This window comes from Bacillus sp. FSL E2-8887, assembly GCF_038007205.1.
GTDB classification, from domain to species: Bacteria; Bacillota; Bacilli; order Bacillales; family Bacillaceae_G; genus Bacillus_A; species Bacillus_A mycoides.
In genome coordinates, this window is the sequence record NZ_JBBOWS010000001.1 from 3584525 (window position 1) to 3602576 (window position 18052).

Annotated in this window: 17 protein-coding genes; 3 read left to right on the forward strand and 14 right to left on the reverse strand. The window is 36.1% G+C overall.

The window, feature by feature from the left end; translation table 11 throughout:
- Positions 1-21 precede the first annotated feature (21 nt).
- The 7 genes from NSQ08_RS18165 to panE all read right to left on the reverse strand — a co-directional run bounded on the left by NSQ08_RS18165 (position 22) and on the right by panE (position 10138).
- Positions 22-1497, reverse strand: a complete 1476-nt coding sequence (locus NSQ08_RS18165; protein WP_340777687.1) for a UDP-N-acetylmuramoyl-L-alanyl-D-glutamate--2,6-diaminopimelate ligase — start codon at positions 1495-1497, stop codon at positions 22-24.
- 210 nt (positions 1498-1707) lie between these two features.
- Complete coding sequence (locus NSQ08_RS18170) at positions 1708-3624, reverse strand: stage V sporulation protein D (RefSeq protein ID WP_002014741.1); 1917 nt, start codon at positions 3622-3624, stop codon at positions 1708-1710.
- 81 nt (positions 3625-3705) lie between these two features.
- Entirely contained in the window at positions 3706-5853 is a 2148-nt protein-coding gene (locus tag NSQ08_RS18175) for a penicillin-binding protein (protein WP_445686190.1), read from the reverse strand.
- 22 nt (positions 5854-5875) lie between these two features.
- Positions 5876-6238 (reverse strand): cell division protein FtsL, encoded by a 363-nt coding sequence (ftsL, locus tag NSQ08_RS18180; protein WP_002014745.1) that lies wholly within the window; start codon positions 6236-6238, stop codon positions 5876-5878.
- Positions 6239-6253: 15 nt separating this feature from the next.
- Positions 6254-7186, reverse strand: a complete 933-nt coding sequence (gene rsmH, locus NSQ08_RS18185; RefSeq protein WP_002014746.1) for a 16S rRNA (cytosine(1402)-N(4))-methyltransferase RsmH — start codon at positions 7184-7186, stop codon at positions 6254-6256.
- A 368-nt stretch (positions 7187-7554) separates the two neighbouring features.
- A complete protein-coding gene (gene bshC / locus NSQ08_RS18190) occupies positions 7555-9171 on the reverse strand; it encodes a bacillithiol biosynthesis cysteine-adding enzyme BshC (protein WP_002128861.1) in 1617 nt (538 codons plus the stop codon).
- 79 nt (positions 9172-9250) lie between these two features.
- Positions 9251-10138, reverse strand: a complete 888-nt coding sequence (gene panE / locus NSQ08_RS18195; RefSeq protein ID WP_340777701.1) for a 2-dehydropantoate 2-reductase — start codon at positions 10136-10138, stop codon at positions 9251-9253.
- Between the two features lie 295 nt (positions 10139-10433).
- On the opposite strand from panE, the gene NSQ08_RS18200 reads away from it, so the two are divergent.
- On the forward strand, positions 10434-10907 hold the full coding sequence (locus NSQ08_RS18200) for an N-acetyltransferase (RefSeq protein ID WP_002014751.1): 474 nt from the start codon (positions 10434-10436) through the stop codon (positions 10905-10907).
- Between the two features lie 34 nt (positions 10908-10941).
- On the opposite strand, the gene NSQ08_RS18205 is transcribed toward NSQ08_RS18200, so the two are convergent.
- From NSQ08_RS18205 to NSQ08_RS18215, 3 genes are all read right to left on the reverse strand, one after another.
- On the reverse strand, positions 10942-11448 hold the full coding sequence (locus NSQ08_RS18205) for an RsfA family transcriptional regulator (protein WP_002033739.1): 507 nt from the start codon (positions 11446-11448) through the stop codon (positions 10942-10944).
- Positions 11449-11579: 131 nt separating this feature from the next.
- Positions 11580-11753: a 50S ribosomal protein L32 gene (rpmF, locus tag NSQ08_RS18210; RefSeq protein WP_001984764.1), complete on the reverse strand. Its 174-nt coding sequence runs from the start codon at positions 11751-11753 to the stop codon at positions 11580-11582.
- Between the two features lie 61 nt (positions 11754-11814).
- Positions 11815-12315 (reverse strand): YceD family protein, encoded by a 501-nt coding sequence (locus NSQ08_RS18215; RefSeq protein ID WP_002014753.1) that lies wholly within the window; start codon positions 12313-12315, stop codon positions 11815-11817.
- A gap of 153 nt (positions 12316-12468) precedes the next feature.
- On the opposite strand from NSQ08_RS18215, the gene NSQ08_RS18220 reads away from it, so the two are divergent.
- On the forward strand, positions 12469-13710 hold the full coding sequence (locus NSQ08_RS18220; RefSeq protein ID WP_165570773.1) for a nucleotidyltransferase: 1242 nt from the start codon (positions 12469-12471) through the stop codon (positions 13708-13710).
- A 26-nt stretch (positions 13711-13736) separates the two neighbouring features.
- Here the strand turns inward: NSQ08_RS18220 and NSQ08_RS18225 are convergent, their stop codons facing one another.
- Positions 13737-14762 (reverse strand): SepM family pheromone-processing serine protease, encoded by a 1026-nt coding sequence (locus NSQ08_RS18225; protein ID WP_002088283.1) that lies wholly within the window; start codon positions 14760-14762, stop codon positions 13737-13739.
- The gene (locus NSQ08_RS18230) at positions 14755-15546 is read right to left on the reverse strand and encodes a patatin-like phospholipase family protein (protein ID WP_002138096.1); all 792 of its coding nucleotides are present in this window, start codon (positions 15544-15546) and stop codon (positions 14755-14757) included. The genes NSQ08_RS18225 and NSQ08_RS18230 overlap by 8 nt, the downstream gene beginning before the upstream one ends.
- 112 nt (positions 15547-15658) lie before the next feature.
- On the opposite strand from NSQ08_RS18230, the gene ylbJ reads away from it, so the two are divergent.
- Positions 15659-16888 carry a sporulation integral membrane protein YlbJ gene (gene ylbJ, locus NSQ08_RS18235; protein ID WP_002142951.1) on the forward strand — a complete coding sequence of 410 codons (1230 nt, stop codon included), beginning with the start codon at positions 15659-15661 and terminating at the stop codon, positions 16886-16888.
- Here ylbJ and coaD read toward each other — a convergent pair.
- Positions 16880-17371 (reverse strand): pantetheine-phosphate adenylyltransferase, encoded by a 492-nt coding sequence (coaD, locus tag NSQ08_RS18240; protein WP_002142952.1) that lies wholly within the window; start codon positions 17369-17371, stop codon positions 16880-16882. The two genes, ylbJ and coaD, sit on opposite strands and share 9 nt — an antisense overlap.
- On the reverse strand, positions 17368-17934 hold the full coding sequence (gene rsmD / locus NSQ08_RS18245; protein ID WP_001266992.1) for a 16S rRNA (guanine(966)-N(2))-methyltransferase RsmD: 567 nt from the start codon (positions 17932-17934) through the stop codon (positions 17368-17370). The genes coaD and rsmD overlap by 4 nt, the downstream gene beginning before the upstream one ends.
- Positions 17935-18052 lie beyond the last annotated feature (118 nt).

Here is an 18052-nt window from a genome sequence, read left to right on the forward strand (position 1 = left end):
TGTAGTCCTCCTCTCATGCTGTTACACTTCGTTGTTTAAACGCTCCGTGATTGCTTCTTTAGCAACTTCACGATCGTCAAAATGATGAACTTCTTTACCAATAATTTGATACGTTTCATGCCCTTTACCAGCAATAATAATAATATCTTCTGCTTTTACTTTCGAGATAGCGGAACGTATCGCTTCTTTTCGATCGACAATTACTTCATAATTATTCCCATTCACATCATTTACCATATCATCTAAAATAGCCTTCGGATCTTCACTTCTTGGATTATCTGATGTATAAATTGCATGAGTTGCATATTCGGTTGCAACACTTGCCATTATTGGTCTTTTCGTTCTATCTCTATCACCACCGCAACCAACGATACAATATACATCGCCTTTTGCAAACTGTTTTGCTGTTTTTAGTACGTTCTCTAAGCTATCAGGTGTATGCGCATAGTCAACAATAACTGTGTAATTTTGTCCACCATCTACAACTTCAAAACGTCCAGGAACGCCAGCAAGCTCTTTAATTACATCAATAATTGTTTGTAAGCTCACTCCTGAAACAAGACCTGCTGCTGTAGCAGCTAACACGTTGTATACATTAAACTTACCAATTAATTTCATCGTAACATTTACAGTTTCATACGGTGTTACAAGTGAAAATGTTGTACCGCCACTCGTCATTACGATATCTCGTGCCATAATGTCGCTTGCAACATCTATACCGTATGTTACAACAGTAGCTGCTGTACTTCTCATATACTCTTCTGCTACTGGATCATCACTGTTTAATATAGCGTATTTTTCACGATTATGATGATAACTATTGCCAAGCTGTGCGAAAAGCAACCCTTTCGCATGTTTATATTCTTCCATCGTTTTATGATAGTCTAAATGATCTTGTGTTAAATTCGTAAATACTGCAACATCATAATCGCACCCGTGTACACGGCCAAGATCTAAAGCATGAGACGAAACTTCCATTACTGTGCTATCCACACCTTGTTCAACCATTTTTGAAAATGTCTGTTGAAGTGTTAGTGCATCTGGTGTTGTATTTTTCACCTCAAATGTTTCATCACCGATTTTCATATTAATCGTTCCAATTAGCCCTGTTTTATGACCATGTGCGCGCATAATTTCATCCATAATATGCGATGTTGTTGTCTTTCCATTTGTACCTGTAATACCGATTAAATGTAACTTGTGTGTTGGTTGGCCATAAAAATAATCAGCTAAAACCGCTAGCGAACGAAAAGTATTTTTCACAAGTACAACTGGAACGTCAACATCAATTGGTCTTTCCGCAACAATAGCAGCCGCTCCTTGTGCGGCTGCTTGCTTAGCAAAGTCATGGCTATCAACCGTATATCCTTTCATACATATAAATAAGCTTCCCTCTTTCACTTTACGTGAATCCGCTTCAATAGATGTTATTTCTGGATTTTCTGTTGGAACAACTGGAAAATCATGCAAACATGATACAAGTGTATGCAACTTCATTTCACTAAACCCTCTCTACATTGTTTATTTATCTCTTATTTTAGCAAGTAACACGTTACCTCCTAGTTATATAAAAATAGGAGGTAAGTGCTACTATAGTCTAATCAATAGATTTATTTATTAATGAGACACTTATCGTCTCAAGTAAAGCAATTTTTCTATAAAGAACTCACTTCCACCAATTGTACCATAAAACACAATCAGTTACCTTTAATTCCCGAAGTAAATTCTAACTTTTGAACCCTCTTTTACTTTAGCTCCTGCTTCTGGTGATTGTTTAATTACTTTCCCACCATCACCACTTATATCAAGCTTCAAGTCTACAAGTTGCGTTTGTAAATCTTTCTTTTTCATACCAATTAAATTAGGAACTTCCACAGTTGGTGTATCGCCCCATTTATATTCTTTCTCAACTTGCTCTTTTCTCGGTTCCACTCCCATTACAGGAAGTGCGTCACGAAGAATATTCCCAACAATAGGTGCTGCTACAACTCCACCAAATTGAGTGACTCCTTTTGGATTATCCACTGCTACATAAACAACAATTTGCGGATCGTCAGCTGGAGCAAAACCGATAAATGATACAATATAGTTATTATCTAAATATTTTCCATCTTTCACCTTTTGAGCAGTTCCAGTTTTTCCACCTACACGATATCCATCAATATAAGCCCCTTTACCCGAACCTTTCGCTACAACATTCTCTAATGCGTAACGAACTTTCTCTGAAGTTTCCTTGGAAATAACTTCCCTTTTCGCAACAGGTGTCTTTTTGCTGACAACTTGATTATTCTTCGGATCAATAAATTCCTTCGCTATATATGGCTGATACAAAGTTCCACCATTTACAGCGGCCGCTACAGCTGCTACTTGTTGAATCGGTGTAACAGAAACACCTTGCCCAAATGAAGTCGTCGCTTGCTCGACTGGACCAACTTTATCTAAATTAAATAAAATACCGCTACCTTCACCTTGTAAATCAATTCCGGTCTTCTGTCCAAACCCGAAATTGCGAATGTATTTAAACAATCGATCTTTACCAAGACGATCACCGAGTTCAATAAATCCTGGGTTACAAGAGTTTTGAACTACCTCTAAAAACGTTTGGCTACCATGGCCTCCAGCTTTCCAACACCGCAATCTAGCTCCACCAACTTCAGCTGCCCCATCATCATAAAATGTATCTTTCTCTAAGTCTACTAAATTTTCATTCAAGGCTGCAGCTAATGTAATAATCTTAAATGTTGACCCCGGCTCATACGTACTCCATACAGGTAAGTTTCTGTTATATACTTCCGGAGAAACACTTTGGAAATCTGCTGGATCAAAACTTGGTCGACTTGACATACCTAAAATTTCACCATTTTTCGGATTCATTGCAATTGCTATCATACCGTCAGGATTATACGTTGATTCCGCAATATTCATTTCTCTTTCCATAATCCTCGTAATGCGTGAATCAATTGTTAATCCTAAATTCAAGCCGGCTTCTGGTTTTTTGAAATCATCTCCAACGTTAGGCATTCTCTGTCCTTTCGCGTCTGCAAAAAATCGCACATGACCTTTATCACCATTTAGCTCTTTATCATAATATTTCTCTAGTCCCATAAGCCCTTGATTATCACTGCCCGCAAATCCTAATACGTGTGATAAAAAATTACCGAATGGATAGTACCGGATAGAATCCTCTGCAATGTAGACACCCTTTAAACTTAATCCGCGTACTTCTTTCGCTTTGTCATGCGATATTTTCCTTCCGCCTTTATCAAGCCTTACAATCGATTCTTTTTTTGTAATCCGCTTATAAACATCATCTTTTTCCACACCTAATACTGCAGCTAACTTCTCTGCAGTCTCTGCTGGTTTTTCAATTTGCCTCGGCACAACAAAGACGGTCGGTGCACTTTTATTCGTAGCAAGCTCCACACCATTTCGATCTAAAATTTTCCCTCGCTCTGGTTCAAAAGTAATATTACGACTCCATGAATCCTTCGCACGATCCGTTAACATATTTCCAAGAAAAAATTGCACATAACCAAGACGAATATCGATAATGGTGAAAATGAGTATACCCGATATAAGTATAAAAATAAGTCGTTTTCTAACTGTTACATTTGATACACGCATATTGGAACAAGCCTCCCTTACGCCTAGCTTGTTCCAATATATGCTTGTACTTATTTAATTAGAACTTCTTCCCTATTACCATTATGGCTTTTCTGCTTCTTGCTGCGGTTCAAGTGGTGGTACGAGTGTTACACCTAATTCTGTACCAGGTTGCAACAATGTCCCTTCCGCTACACTTTGCTCAGTTACATATCCTGTACCAGAAGGTTTTAAGTTAAGCTTTAATGTTTTTGCTAAATTCATAACATCACGCAGTGCCCATCCCTGTATATTTGGCATTGTAGGTTTATCTCCTACTAAGAAGACTCGATCACCCTTTAATGTTTGTTCAGTTGCTTTTGGCACTTGCTGCTGCACTTTACCTTCACCTAATACGATTGGACGAAGTTTTGCTTTATCAATTGCTTTTTTCGCTTCTTCCATCGTTTTTCCGGTTACATCTGGAACGACAGTTTGTTGTTCTTTCACATATTTTTTCGGGTCTTTTACTTCATTCGGCTTAATCTTTAAGTACTCTAAGCTATTTTTCGTTACATATTTAAAGATATCTGCTAAAGGTTTAGCCCCGTTTTCATCATCTTTTAATTTTGGTTGTTTAACGGACACATACACAACAAGTTGCGGATCGTCCATCGGTGCCATACCTAAGAATGAGAATATATAATTCTCTCTTCCCGTCATATAGCCACCTTTCCCGTCAGGAATTTGTGCTGTACCTGTTTTCCCCCCGACTGAGTACCCATCAACTTTATATGCAGTTCCTGTTCCTTTCGGTGATGTAACAACACGTTCTAGTAATTGCCTTACTTGCGCTGCTGTATCTTTAGAAACAGGTTTCCCTACTTCTTTTGGTTTATGCTCTAGCTGTACTTTACCTGTTATTGGATCCACAATTTTATCAATTGTATAAGGTTTCATCATTTTCCCATCATTTGCAATCGCTGTTGCAGCTTGTACAAGTTGAATTGGTGTAACTGTAGAACCTTGTCCAAACGCTGTTGTTACTTGTTGTATTTGTTGATCAAATAAAATTGTATTTGACCCTTCACTAGGTAAATCAATGTTTGTTTTTTCATCTAATCCAAAATTATGAATATATTTTCGGAAACGATCTGGACCAAGTTTTTGATCACCTAAAATTGCAAACGCTACGTTTGAAGAGCGCTCTACCCCTTCATCAAAAGTAATAGAACCCCATCCAGCACCACCGTTATGATCTTTTATTTTGCGATTACCAACTTGATATGTACCAGACTGATAAAAGTCTTGTCCATTGTATACACCTTCATTAATGGCCGCCGCTAATGTGAAAATCTTCATTGTTGATCCCGGTTCAAATGCATTTGCAATTGCATCGTTATAATAATAATCCATCTTTCCCTGGTTCGGATCATAACCAGGTTTACTAGACATCGCTAATATTTTCCCCGTCTTTGGATCCGCAACAATTCCAATTAAATTTTCTGGTTCATAATGTTTACTCGCTTCTTTCATTGCGTCTTCTAAATAACTTTGAATACGTTGGTCAAGCGTTAAATACACATTATCTCCATTTTTAGGTGCCTTTACATTCACTTTCCCACCGTCAAGAGATACTCCTTTACGGTCCCCTGTATAAGCTACCTCACCATTAGAAGCACCTAAATACTTATCCAAACTCTTTTCTAAGCCAAATTGACCTACTGCGATTCCATTCTCATCAGGGCTGGCATGCCCTATGACGTAAGATGCGAAATCACCGTTTGGATACACTCTCGCATTTTCGGTGATAAAAGAGATTCCTGGCAATTTCAACGCTTCTATTTGTTCTTTCTTTTCTTTCGTCAAGCCCCTACCTAATGTTCCAAATTCCACTTGACTTCTATCTTTATTTAAAGCGGCTAAGATCGCATCTTCGCCCGTTCCGAGTACTCCAGCGATTTTCTTTGCAGTATCCTCTTTATCCTCAACAGGCTTAGCACCTTTTAATTCCGCTACCATTTTATAGGAATTTGCGTCTTGTGCTAGCACATGACCATTTTGGTCATAAATTGTTCCTCGATTCGCTTCGAGAACTCCTTTTTTACTATGTTTCTGTTCAGCAAGTTTCTTCAAATCATGATTGTCCACTGTTCCTGTTGCTTGTATGTAAAAAAATCGGGCTAATAACAGCAAAAAGAGCAGGAGGAAAAATATCATAAAATAACCTGCTCCCTTATTGGTATGAAATTTGGTCATATTTCTCTTCATCTTTTCTTCACACCTATTTGCCTTACTTTAGGCCTTTCACATTATTCGCATTAATTTCTAGCCCGTGTTTTTTTGCAACTTCAGCGATACGTTCATAACGACTTAACTTCTCTACTTCAGCCTGCAATTCTTGATTTTCCTTTTGTTTTTTCACAATTTGTTCTTCTATCGTCGCTGCTTCTACATTAACTTGATATAGACCCGCTTTATTCCCAATAAAAGCTACACAAGCATATAATAAAAATCCAATAAACGTTACGTACAATAGCTTTTCAATTCTTGTAATTTTCGTTTTAACTTTTGGCTTAACCATCTGCTGTGGCGGCGCTTGAATTTGTACCTCTTCTTGCGCCTGTTGTTTATACTTTACAGCTAAATTAGTCATACCTCTCTCTCCTTTTTATCGTTTTTCAGCGATTCTCAACTTCGCAGAACGCGCTCGATTATTTTCTTCTAATTCAATGTCAGAAGGTAAAATCGGTTTCCTTGTAATAAGCTTTAATTTCGGCTTAAATTCATCCGGAATAATCGGTAGTCCCTGTGGTAATTGCGGCGTTGTGCTATTTCGCTTAAACGTCGTTTTACAAATACGATCTTCTAAAGAATGGAATGTTATAACACTAACTCTTCCACCAGGCTTGACCATATCAATTGCAGATTCCAACGCTTCTTCAAATACTTTTAATTCATCATTTACAGCAATACGAATCGCTTGAAATACTCGCTTCGCAGGATGTCCACCTGTTCTACGTGCCGGAGCTGGAATACCTTCTTTAATTAATTCCACTAATTCTCCTGTCGTTTCAATAGCCTTATTCTCGCGATAAGCTTCAATTTTCCTTGTTATTTGCTTTGAAAATTTTTCTTCTCCGTATTGGAAGAAAATTCTTACGAGTTGTTCATATGACCAGCTGTTCACAACATCATATGCTGTTAATGGGGCATCTTGATCCATCCGCATATCTAACGGTGCATCATGATGATAACTAAAGCCACGCTCTGGTGTATCTAATTGTGGGGATGAAACACCTAAATCGAATAAAATCCCGTCTACTTCTGTGATACCTAATTCATGTAGTTTTTCAGATAAATAACGGAAGTTGCTCTTCACTGTTACAAATTGTTCACCATAAGAAGAAAATTTTTCCTTCGCATTTTGAATCGCTATTTCATCTTGATCAAATGCTATTAACTTTCCACCATCTGTTAGCTGCGATAATAAATAAGAACTATGTCCTCCTCCACCCAGTGTACAATCTACATATGTACCACTCGGTTTTATATCTAAGCCATCTACTGTTTCTTTCAAAAGTACTGTTACGTGTTTGAACATTGCTGCACCTACTCTTTTTCCAATTAATTATGTTAAATACATTTCTCACTCTACAAACACAATTTACTACTAGAGGATGAAATGCTACTAAAGAACGACTCATTTAACTTCCAACAAGGTAGTACGCTATACAAATCGCTATTTTATTTTATTATATACTAAATTTTATCATTTTTTGCGGGAATTTAAACAAAAACCTGTCGAAAAAGATATTAATCCGTTTACATTTTGTGCTATTTTGTCATATATATATATACCTAATACATAGCGATTCATTACATTAACATAAGATGGATAATTCAGAAATATTTCACTTCACAGTTAATTCAACAGAATAAAAATAAAATCCTGCTCAAAAGAGCAAGATTCTATAGTTTTATTACATGATGTTTTCCATCCCACGAAAAAGATTGTTCCATTACCCGGTCAACAAAATCAAGGCCGAACTGATTTAAATAATAACACACATTCCACACACGTTCTTGCGGTGCTCCTAATGGACGAAGCGCGAATTGTAAACGGCGGAATTTATTCAGTTGAACCTCATGTTTCTTCTCAACATTTCTTTTCAACATTTTTTCTAACAGTTCAATTTGCTCATTAATTTTCAGTTCATTTTTCCCCGCAAACTCATTTAACCCTGGATCTATTTTTTTCACGAATTGTTGTAATGATGTATGAATATCCATTATTTCTTTTTTCGCTTCTATAAATCGCTCGTCTATCGGTTCCTCTATTTGATTAGAAAGCCAATTGTCACGCAGATTATCTATATTATTTAGAAATGGATCAATTTCTTGCAAATCTAAATCATATAAATCTGTCGCTATATCTCGCTCCATATAAGTAATTGTAAGCCGCGGAACAACAGGTGGCATTTGGAAACCTGCCGTATGAAACACTTGTTGCAATTCACTCCAATAAGCTAACTCCCCTGGACCGCCAATAAACGCTAACGTAGGAAACACATATTCTTGCATAAGAGGGCGCGTTACAACATTATTACTAAAACGTTCTGGACTTCTTTCCATCTCTTCCATCAATTCTTCATACGAAAATGAATGCACTCCATCTTTTCCAATAAACTTCCCTTGATTCTCTTCAAGCAATACTCGCTCATTATCAATTTCCATAAATATATGCACTGCATTTGTCTTCGTTTCAATAATCGGTTTAAATCCTAATTCCTTAAGTACTTCCTGTTGATTACGAAGCCCTACTTGAATTTCTTTATATTTACTTATAATTTGTTGTAAAAACGGCACTTCTAATTTTCTTAATGCAGGATGATGTGAATCTACAAGAATTAAACCAGAATTTGCGAACATTTTCGTAATAAGGTGCGCAAAGAAATCTACATATGTATGCGATTTACCTAAAGCATCATCAACAAATTGTAATACATCCTTTGTAAAATTCGTTTCCGGATATGTTTTAAAAATCTCTTCGACCCATTTTCTACAGTCTTCAATAGAAAACTCAGACTCAGAAGCACTCGCCTTTTTCGGATAACGATCATGAAAAATGGTCTTTTTTATTTTTTTATTTTTCGTTACAAATGTATGATTAATTTCATCCATATCATGGTCTTCACCAGCAATCCAAAAGACAGGAACAACCCGAACCCCTAAGCTCTCTTCTTTTTCTTTTGCAAGCTGTAAAATTGAAATGATCTTATGAACTGTATAAAGCGGACCAGTTAATAACCCAGCTTGTTGTCCAGCTATAACTACATATGTATTTTCATCTTCAAGCGCTTTTATATTTTGAATTGTAAATTCTCCCGCTTGCAATTGTGTATTATATTCTAATAAATGCGTTACTAAATCTTGACGGAAAAACTCTCTCTCACGTAAATCATGTAAACGCTGTTTAAAAGCATCCTCTGTTAACAGATAATCAAAACATGACTGTATCTCTTTTTTACCGTTCATATAGTCCGCTACAACACCTTGTAGTGGAACAGAGATTTCTTTTATCTCCATATAATTCTTCCTTTCGTATCCTGTTCTCTCACCAACCCACATTGTATTCAATGTTTCACGTAAAAGCAAAGAAAAACACTTATAATTCCATTCCTTTTATTGCATTGAACAAAAATTGAAGTGTCGGAACAGATTGTTGTTGTTCCTTAGCTTCTTCTAATACATATCCAACAATCGCATTAACTTCCGTTTGTCTATTCGCTCTTACGTCCGCTAACATAGATGAAGTATTATGGGATGTTTTTTCACATACTTGGCATACCATTTTCCATAGCATTTCCTTATCTTCTTCTTTAACAAGAAATGCAACTTCCTGAAATACTTGCTCCATCATTTGATAAAAAAGCGGGTTTGAAATTAACTCCCCGTTCTCAACCCGCAATAATGCCGTCAACGGATTAATACATACATTGACTACTAATTTATTACGCATAATCCCCTTCCAATCATCTTCTATATGAATCGGAAAATAATCAAAAGGAAAACAATTAAATACCTTTTTAAAACAACTAGATTGACCACGCACTACACCAAACTTTGTAACACCTATTCCAGTATGACGAACTGTATGTCCATCCTCTTTTTTTGCACCATGCTCCACAATCCCGACTGCTATACGTTCATTTCCTATTTTTTGCATAACGTGAAGATGTGACATTCCATTTTGCAAAAAGATTAATGACGATTCTCCCTGCACAAAAGGTAATATATCAGTTACATGATATTGCTTTACAGCAATAAATATATAATCTAACTGTTTATCCAGCATACTTTCTATCGGTAAAATAGATGGAAATACCGTTTCACGTTCTCCATTCCTAATACAAGTTACACCCGTTAAGTTTAATTCTTCTGCTTGCTTATCGTTTCTTGTAAACAACGTAACATCTTGATTACTTTTTTGTAAATAAAATGTATATAGGAGACCAATAGCTCCCGGTCCAACAATTCCAATTTTCATCTTCACACAAAGAACTCATATTAACAAGTGATATAAGTTCCCTTGCCTTTCCCCCTTTATATCTTATTAAATTACAATTACATAGTTGAGGATTCAATTACCTTTTAACAAATGCAACCTCTTCTTTCACTACGTATATACTACCTATATACATAGTTCTATTCTTAGTTTAGCAAATCCTCAAAAAAATAATGAAAGAAATATTCTATCTTCTTCATAAAAATTTAAAAATGAGTTATAATATTATTATAAATATTTTAACTTTTCTGCATTCAACAAGATAAGAAAAGGACGTGATGTAATGGGATTCCCAAAAGTTGAACGCTTGCTCATCAATTATAAAACATTAGATGAATTTAAAAAATTTAAAGGGTGCGGAGCTCAAGAACTATCCATGTTGGAAGAATTACAAGCAAACATTATTGAAAATGATAGTGAGTCTCCATTTTACGGTATTTATTATGGTGGATCGCTAATCGCACGTATGAGTCTATATATGAAAAGGAACGGCGGAGAACCATTTGAAATTACAGGTACTTACCTAGAACTTTATAAACTTGAAGTATTGCCGACTTTTCAAAAACAAGGATTCGGACAAATGCTTGTTAATTATGCGAAACAACTACAATTCCCAATTAAAACGATAGCACGTATCCAGTCATCTGGTTTTTGGGATAAATTAAGTTTCCAGCCAGTATCAGTAACTGATGGTGATTTTTATATTTGGCATCCAGAAACAAATTCGAATGCGATTACAAACGAAGAATCTGCATAAGAAACAAAAAAAAACAGCTGTTACGCAGCTGTTTTTATTTCTTTAATTTTTCTAATTCTCCATTCGAGCGAGCGCCATTTCTTTCCGCTACCATTACACTTCTTTTTTGATCGATATAATCAAGTAATGTTCTATATTCTTCCTCATATACTGATAATCGCTCCAGAAGATGTTCTTTCTCTGTTTGCAACGATTCAATTTGTTGTTGCAACACCATTAAAGAGCTTTCATCTTTATAATTTCGCAAAAATTCAATAACATCATTCAATGTAATTGATGTAGGCTCTACTACCTTTGTCTCTTTCACTTCATAATTTTCTACTTTACGAAGTTGCTTTGCTTCTTCAATACGTTCTTTGTATTGCTTTCTAACATAAGAATTCCACCTAAATCCACATGCTGCTGGTGTGCGAGACAAATGTCTCCCCACTTCTTTAAAGGCAGAAAGTTGCGTTCCACCTTCTTGAATATGCCGGAGTACTACTTCTGCCAGAAGCAAATCTTCATCATCAGTCCAAGCATCTTGTCTTGTTGTCGCCATCTCTCTAGTCCTCCCTATGCATTTTTTATTAAGCATATGCAGTTACTAGAAAAGATAGAATACAACAAATAAAGAATAAGACAAAAAAAAAATAAACGTAGAAGATATCTTCTACGTTTATTTTCCCGCAATTACTTGCTGATTACTTCTTTACCTTTGTAAGTACCGCATGCTTTACATACACGGTGAGCTAATTTCGCTTCACCACAGCTTGGGCACTCTACCATACCAGGTACTGATAATTTGAAATGCGTACGACGCTTTCTTTTTACTGTTTTAGAAGTTCTTCTAAAAGGTACAGCCATTCTTCCCACCTCCTTAAAAGAAATAGTTATTTTCATATGAAGGCCTAAACCAGTCTTCCGATTATTTGTCAAAAAACTTTGCAAGTCCTGCTAATCGTGGATCAACAGTCTTTTCTTTGTTTTCTTCCGAAATCACTTGCCAGTCTTGACCTTGCATCGGTGCTCCACCAGAAACATCATCACTGAAAATTTGCATTGGAATCTCCAAAAGTATATTTTCCTTGATTACGGGCAGTAAGTCAAGTACTTCTCCTTCTAAACAATGAATTTCAGCTTCTGTTTCAAATTCTTCTTCCGAAGTTTGGAACACCTCAGTTGTTTTAATGTCAAATGGTAATGTCACATCTACTAAAGAGCGAGAACATGGTAAAACCATGCTTCCAGTTATATGTAGATGAAACGTAAACTTACCGGAGCCAAAATCAACTCTTCCTGTTACATGAGCAGGATTAATTTCACGAATATCTTTCTCGACCTCTTTTAGCTCACTTACATCTACCATTTCATTTAATGTCAATCCTTTATTTCTCAATTTATTCAATTGATGGATGGACCATTTCATATCATATCACCTCAAGGCAACAAACAAAATTATAGCTAGCCATTTTATATTTGTCAATGTTTTTTCTTTACACTATAATGAAGTCATCATAGGAAATAATATATAGACTATCACGTTTTCCAAAAAGATGCTACATCGAAAGGAGAGATTACCATAAAATCCAGTGGTATTGTTGTTGAATATAACCCTTTTCATAACGGTCATGCTTATCATGTGCAACAAACAAAAAAGTTAACACAGTCTGATATTATTATCGCCGTTATGAGTGGTCCTTTTTTGCAGCGTGGTGAGCCCGCACTCATCTCCAAATGGTATCGTACCAAAATGGCCTTAACAAACGGCGTAGACCTCGTTGTAGAGCTTCCATATGCATTCGCAACACAAAAGGCCGAAACTTTCGCAAATGGCGCAATTTCGATTTTAAACGCCCTTGGTGTTTCTGAAATTTGTTTCGGTAGTGAAGATGGACAAGCTGAAAATTTCTACAATACCATCGCTATACAAAAAAATGAAGAAGAGACTTTTAATCGTCTTGTGAAGCAATTTATGAATGCAGGTAATAGTTATGCGAAAGCTACATCTGAAGCCTTTCTACACATCTTACCACCCGAAAAAAACGTAGATATGTCACAACCAAATAACATTTTAGGCTTACAGTACATTAAAGCAATTCTCTTACAAAACAGTTCGATGCAAGCACAAACTATAAAAAGATTCGCCTCTCATTATCATGATGAAACATTTCACGATCAACATATTGCAAGTGCAACAAGTATTCGCAAACAGCTATTTAATGAAAACAATTCCTCTACAACTATTGAGCCTTTTATCCCGAAAATGACTGCTTCTCTTTTAGAAAACTACAAGCAAAACTACGGGACGTTACATAACTGGGAAAAATACTTTTCATTTTTTAAATACAAACTTATGACGATGTCTTCAGAGGACTTACAACATATATATGAAATGGAAGAAGGTTTAGAGCATCGTATTTTATCAAAAATACAAAACAGTTCATCTTTCTATTCATTCATGGAAGCATTAAAAACAAAACGTTATACATGGACTAGATTGCAAAGAGCTTGTACACATATTTTAACAAATACAACGAAGGAAGAAATACACAAAGCAAATATAGAGCAACATGCGCCGTATATCCGTCTTCTCGGAATGTCACAAAAAGGACAAACTTATCTTTCTAGAAATAAGAAAAAAATAGAACTCCCAATCCTTACTCATACAAAAACATTCGAACATCCAACTTTAGACATAGAACGAAAATCAAATGCTGTATATTTCTCCATAATGCAAGAACCTTTGCGGACACAACTGCTAAAACAAGACGCAACGCATCATCCAATTCGTTATGATGAAATAACGAAAAAATTCCTATAAGAAAAACCTCTCTTCTTCAGAGAGGTTTACTTTGTTTTACCCATTTTTTCCAAATAAGTTAATGCATCATCCAGTGTGTCCACCGGTACAATTTTCATCTTCGTTTTAATATCTTTCGCAGCTTCAAGAGCATCTTTATAATTCGATTTCTCTACACCTTTTTCATTTGGCGCAAAAAACACTTCAGCTCCCGCATCACTAGCAGCTACTACTTTTTGCTGAATACCACCAATTGGACCAATTTCTCCTTTATCATTGATTGTACCTGTTCCAGCTATTTCATGTCCGTTTGTTAAATCTTCTTCAACGAGCTGATTATAAATTTCTAGTGTAAACATTAACCCCGCTGATGGACCGCCGATTTCATGGGAATCGATTTTCACTTTCGGGTCTACTACTAACTCTCTTTCCGTAACGATAGAGACCCCTATACCGACGCGTCCATTCCCATTAGGGATCGTCTTTACATTTAAATTTTCTTTAAACTGTTTTCCGCCCCGCTTGTATTCAATATTTACTGTGTCCCCTTCTTTTTTCCCTGTCATATACTCAATAAATTGTTCCGTCTTGTCGAATATTTTTCCATCGACAGCTATAATAACATCTCCAAGCTTAAGCTTTCCCTCTGACGGCATACCCTTTGCTACACCAGCAACTAGTACACCTTTATTTTCAAAAGAAACAGAGCGATTTGCACGTTTATAAGCATTATAGATTGCTGCATTTTGCGAATCTTTCATTGCATAATTTTGGCGAAATTGATATTCTTCATCACTCTCGCCTTTTTGCAATATTTCTTCCGCCTTCGAAACGTGTGTATATTTATTAAATTGCGCGGCTATTAAGTTCACCACATTAGCAGGTCCCATTGAGACAGTGACAAGCATGAAATCACCAGACTCTTTAGTTCCACCGTCAACTTGCACGTACGGCGCTAATTTCGCGGCCATACCTGGTTTTGTCACATAATACGGCAAGCGCACATAAACAAGTAGCATCGCCAATATAACCCCTATTAAAATTGCATATATAAACCGAAAACGCTTAAACATTATGTTTCTCCTTCCACTGCTCAATTAGTAAATAAATGTTTGAAATATGTTGTTCCGCTTCCACTTCTCCGACCCTAATAATGTCTTCAATATGTGTAAAAGCACGCGAACTAAATTGTTCCACTGCTGGCCGCATCATTAAATCTGATGCTATTTGCCGATTCATCACAAGTTCATGTTGCATAATTTCAATACTTTGCATAATTACATCATAAATCGATGTAACCTCTCCATTCACCTTAATTGGAGATACATCAACAGCAATAACAATATCAGCACCTAAATCTTTTACAACCGATACGGGAATACGGTCAATTACCCCTCCATCCACTAATAAGCGGCCATCTATTTTTTCTGGAACAAACACCCCTGGTACAGATATACTAGCTCGAACCGCCTCCGCAATTGGACCACTTGTAAAAACAACTTTCTCCCCCTTCAAAATGTCAGTAGCCACAACAGCTGTCGGGATATCTAACTCTTCTAAATTTTTATTATATGTAAACATTTTAATCATATCTTTAATACGTTTTCCAGCAATAAATCCCATTTTAGGAACTGTAAAATCCAAATAATATTTCCTTTTAAAAACAGCGGCCAATCTATACAGTCTTTCAACGTCACAACTCGCTGCATAAAATGTACCAATTAACGCTCCTATACTACTACCTGCTATCATGTGAATAGGGATGCCAGCTTCCCTTAACACTTTTATTACCCCTATGTGAGCAAAACCTTTTGCACCTCCGGATCCAAGCGCTAAACCGATTTTTGGTTCCTTCATTTTTCTCACCCTTTAATTTTTTTCATTCCTTTTTCATACTTATGGTCTAAATTCACCACATATCCACGTATACTGAAATGAACGTTTTTGGGACAAAGGGGGATTTTCTTACATGTACGAAAAATGGAAAACTGCTTTTCTTACCATATCAATGTTGTTTTTAACCTTTTCTCTTGTACTTCACCCCCAAGATGCTTTGCAAGCTTCAATTCGCGGGTTAAATATATGGTGGGAAGTTGTATTCCCTTCACTACTACCGTTTTTCATCATTGCGGAACTTCTAATCAGTATTGGTATTGTAAAATTTATCGGTGTTATATTAGAACCACTAATGCGTCCACTGTTTCGTGTTCCAGGGGTAGGCGGATTTGTTTGGGCAATGGGAATGGCTTCAGGATTCCCCGCTGGCGCCAAATTAAGCGCTAGACTACGCAAGAGCAATCAACTAACACAAATTGAAGCGGAACGACTCGTATCTTTCACAAATTCTTCTAATCCACTTTTTATTTTCGGAGCGGTTTCTATTGGTTTTTTCAATAATCCGAAATTAGGACTCGTATTAGCAGCAGCACATTATATAAGTAACTTTATCGTCGGATTACTTATGCGCTTTTATGGTAATAACGATACTTACATAAAAGACAAACATACGAATCAAAAGCGTGCCTTTCAAAATCCTTTTTCCATCCTCCACCAAACACGTATGCAAGAAAAAAGACCAATCGGAAAACTACTCGGTGACGCTATCGTTTCTTCTATTCAAACATTGCTCATGATTGGTGGGTTTATTATTTTATTCTCTGTTTTAAATAAAATGATTACTGTTTTCAAAATTACAGAAGCGCTTTCTTTTATTATGCAACATATTTTATCATTCTTCCAACTTACATCCCAATTTAGTATTCCGATATTATCCGGTATTTTTGAAATGACGCTCGGAAGCCAAATGATTAGTCAAATTAATGAATCAACACTTCTTCAACAAGCGATGGTAACAAGCTTCATTTTAGCATTTAGCGGTCTTTCTATTCAGGCACAAGTAGCAAGCATATTAGCGGAGACAGATATCCGCTTTAAACCATATTTTTTAGCTCGAATTATCCAAAGTATTCTCGCTCCTATTTTCACTTTTATATTTTGGGGACCATTTTATGAAAAAGTTCATTCTTTCTCGCCTACGCAAGAAGATCTTCCCGTATTTTTATTGAATCATTCTTATACACTAACTGATATTTGGACATCATTTATACACTACGGACCAATCTTCACCTTATTTTGTTTATATTTATATGTCATCTTATTGTTTTTACGCATTTATAAAGAAAAACCCCGTTCACTTTAACGGGGTTTTAAACTTTTCTTTTAAAGCACGCTCTACAATCGGAGGAACAAGGTCTACTACACTTCCACCATATCTCGCAACTTCTTTCACAATACTTGAACTTAAAAATGAATATTGATTATTTGTCATAATGAAGAAAGTTTCGATACTTTCGTCTAGTTTTCGATTCATTGAAGTAATTTGCATCTCATATTCAAAATCAGAAACTGCTCGTAAACCACGTAATATTGCATTTGCATTACGCATTTTTGCATATTCCACCAATAATCCACTATGTGAATCAACTTTTACATTCGGAATATCCTTTGTCGCCTCTCGAATTAACTCTAGGCGTTCTTCTACCGAAAAGAATGGTTTTTTTGATGAATTGTTTAAAACAACTACATATACTTCATCAAATACTTTTGCTCCCCTTTTAATAATATCCAAATGTCCAAGGGTAATTGGATCAAAACTCCCTGAAGAAATAGCTATACTTGTCATTCTGTCCCCTCACCTTCATACTTATAAATCGAAATTGCTGTAATCCCGTAGTTTTCTGCCCGTACTTTTACAAGTTCTCCTATAGAATCAGGTAAAACCACGTCATCTCCATGCTCTGCCATAATGATGCCATCTTTATTTAACAATCCATGTTGATCCATTACACTAACTAAAGACACAATTTTTTGAGCTTTATATGGAGGGTCTATTAGTATAAGATCGAATGATATTTCACGCTTTATAAGCGCCTTTACCGCACGCTCTGCATCATTTCGGTACACTTCAGCTTGTTCTTGTAGTCTACAGCTTTCTAAATTTTGATGAATGACTTTTATCGCTTTACTATCTCGGTCAACAAAAATCGCTTTATCAATCCCTCTACTTATGGCCTCAATTCCAAGACCACCGCTACCACCAAATAAATCAAGAGCGATACCACCATCATAATAAGGACCTATCATATTAAAAATAGATTCTTTCACTTTATCTGTCGTTGGACGCGTTGTATTACCAGGTACCGCTTTAAGTGGGTGCCCTTTACATTTTCCTGAAACTACTCTCATCTGTTGTCACTACCTTTATTTCAATCTATAGAGCGATTACAGCAAATTCATTTCAATTCGGTAACCGCTACCGATTCATACTATTTCATACATTTTTTCATTAATCTGTTATTTAACT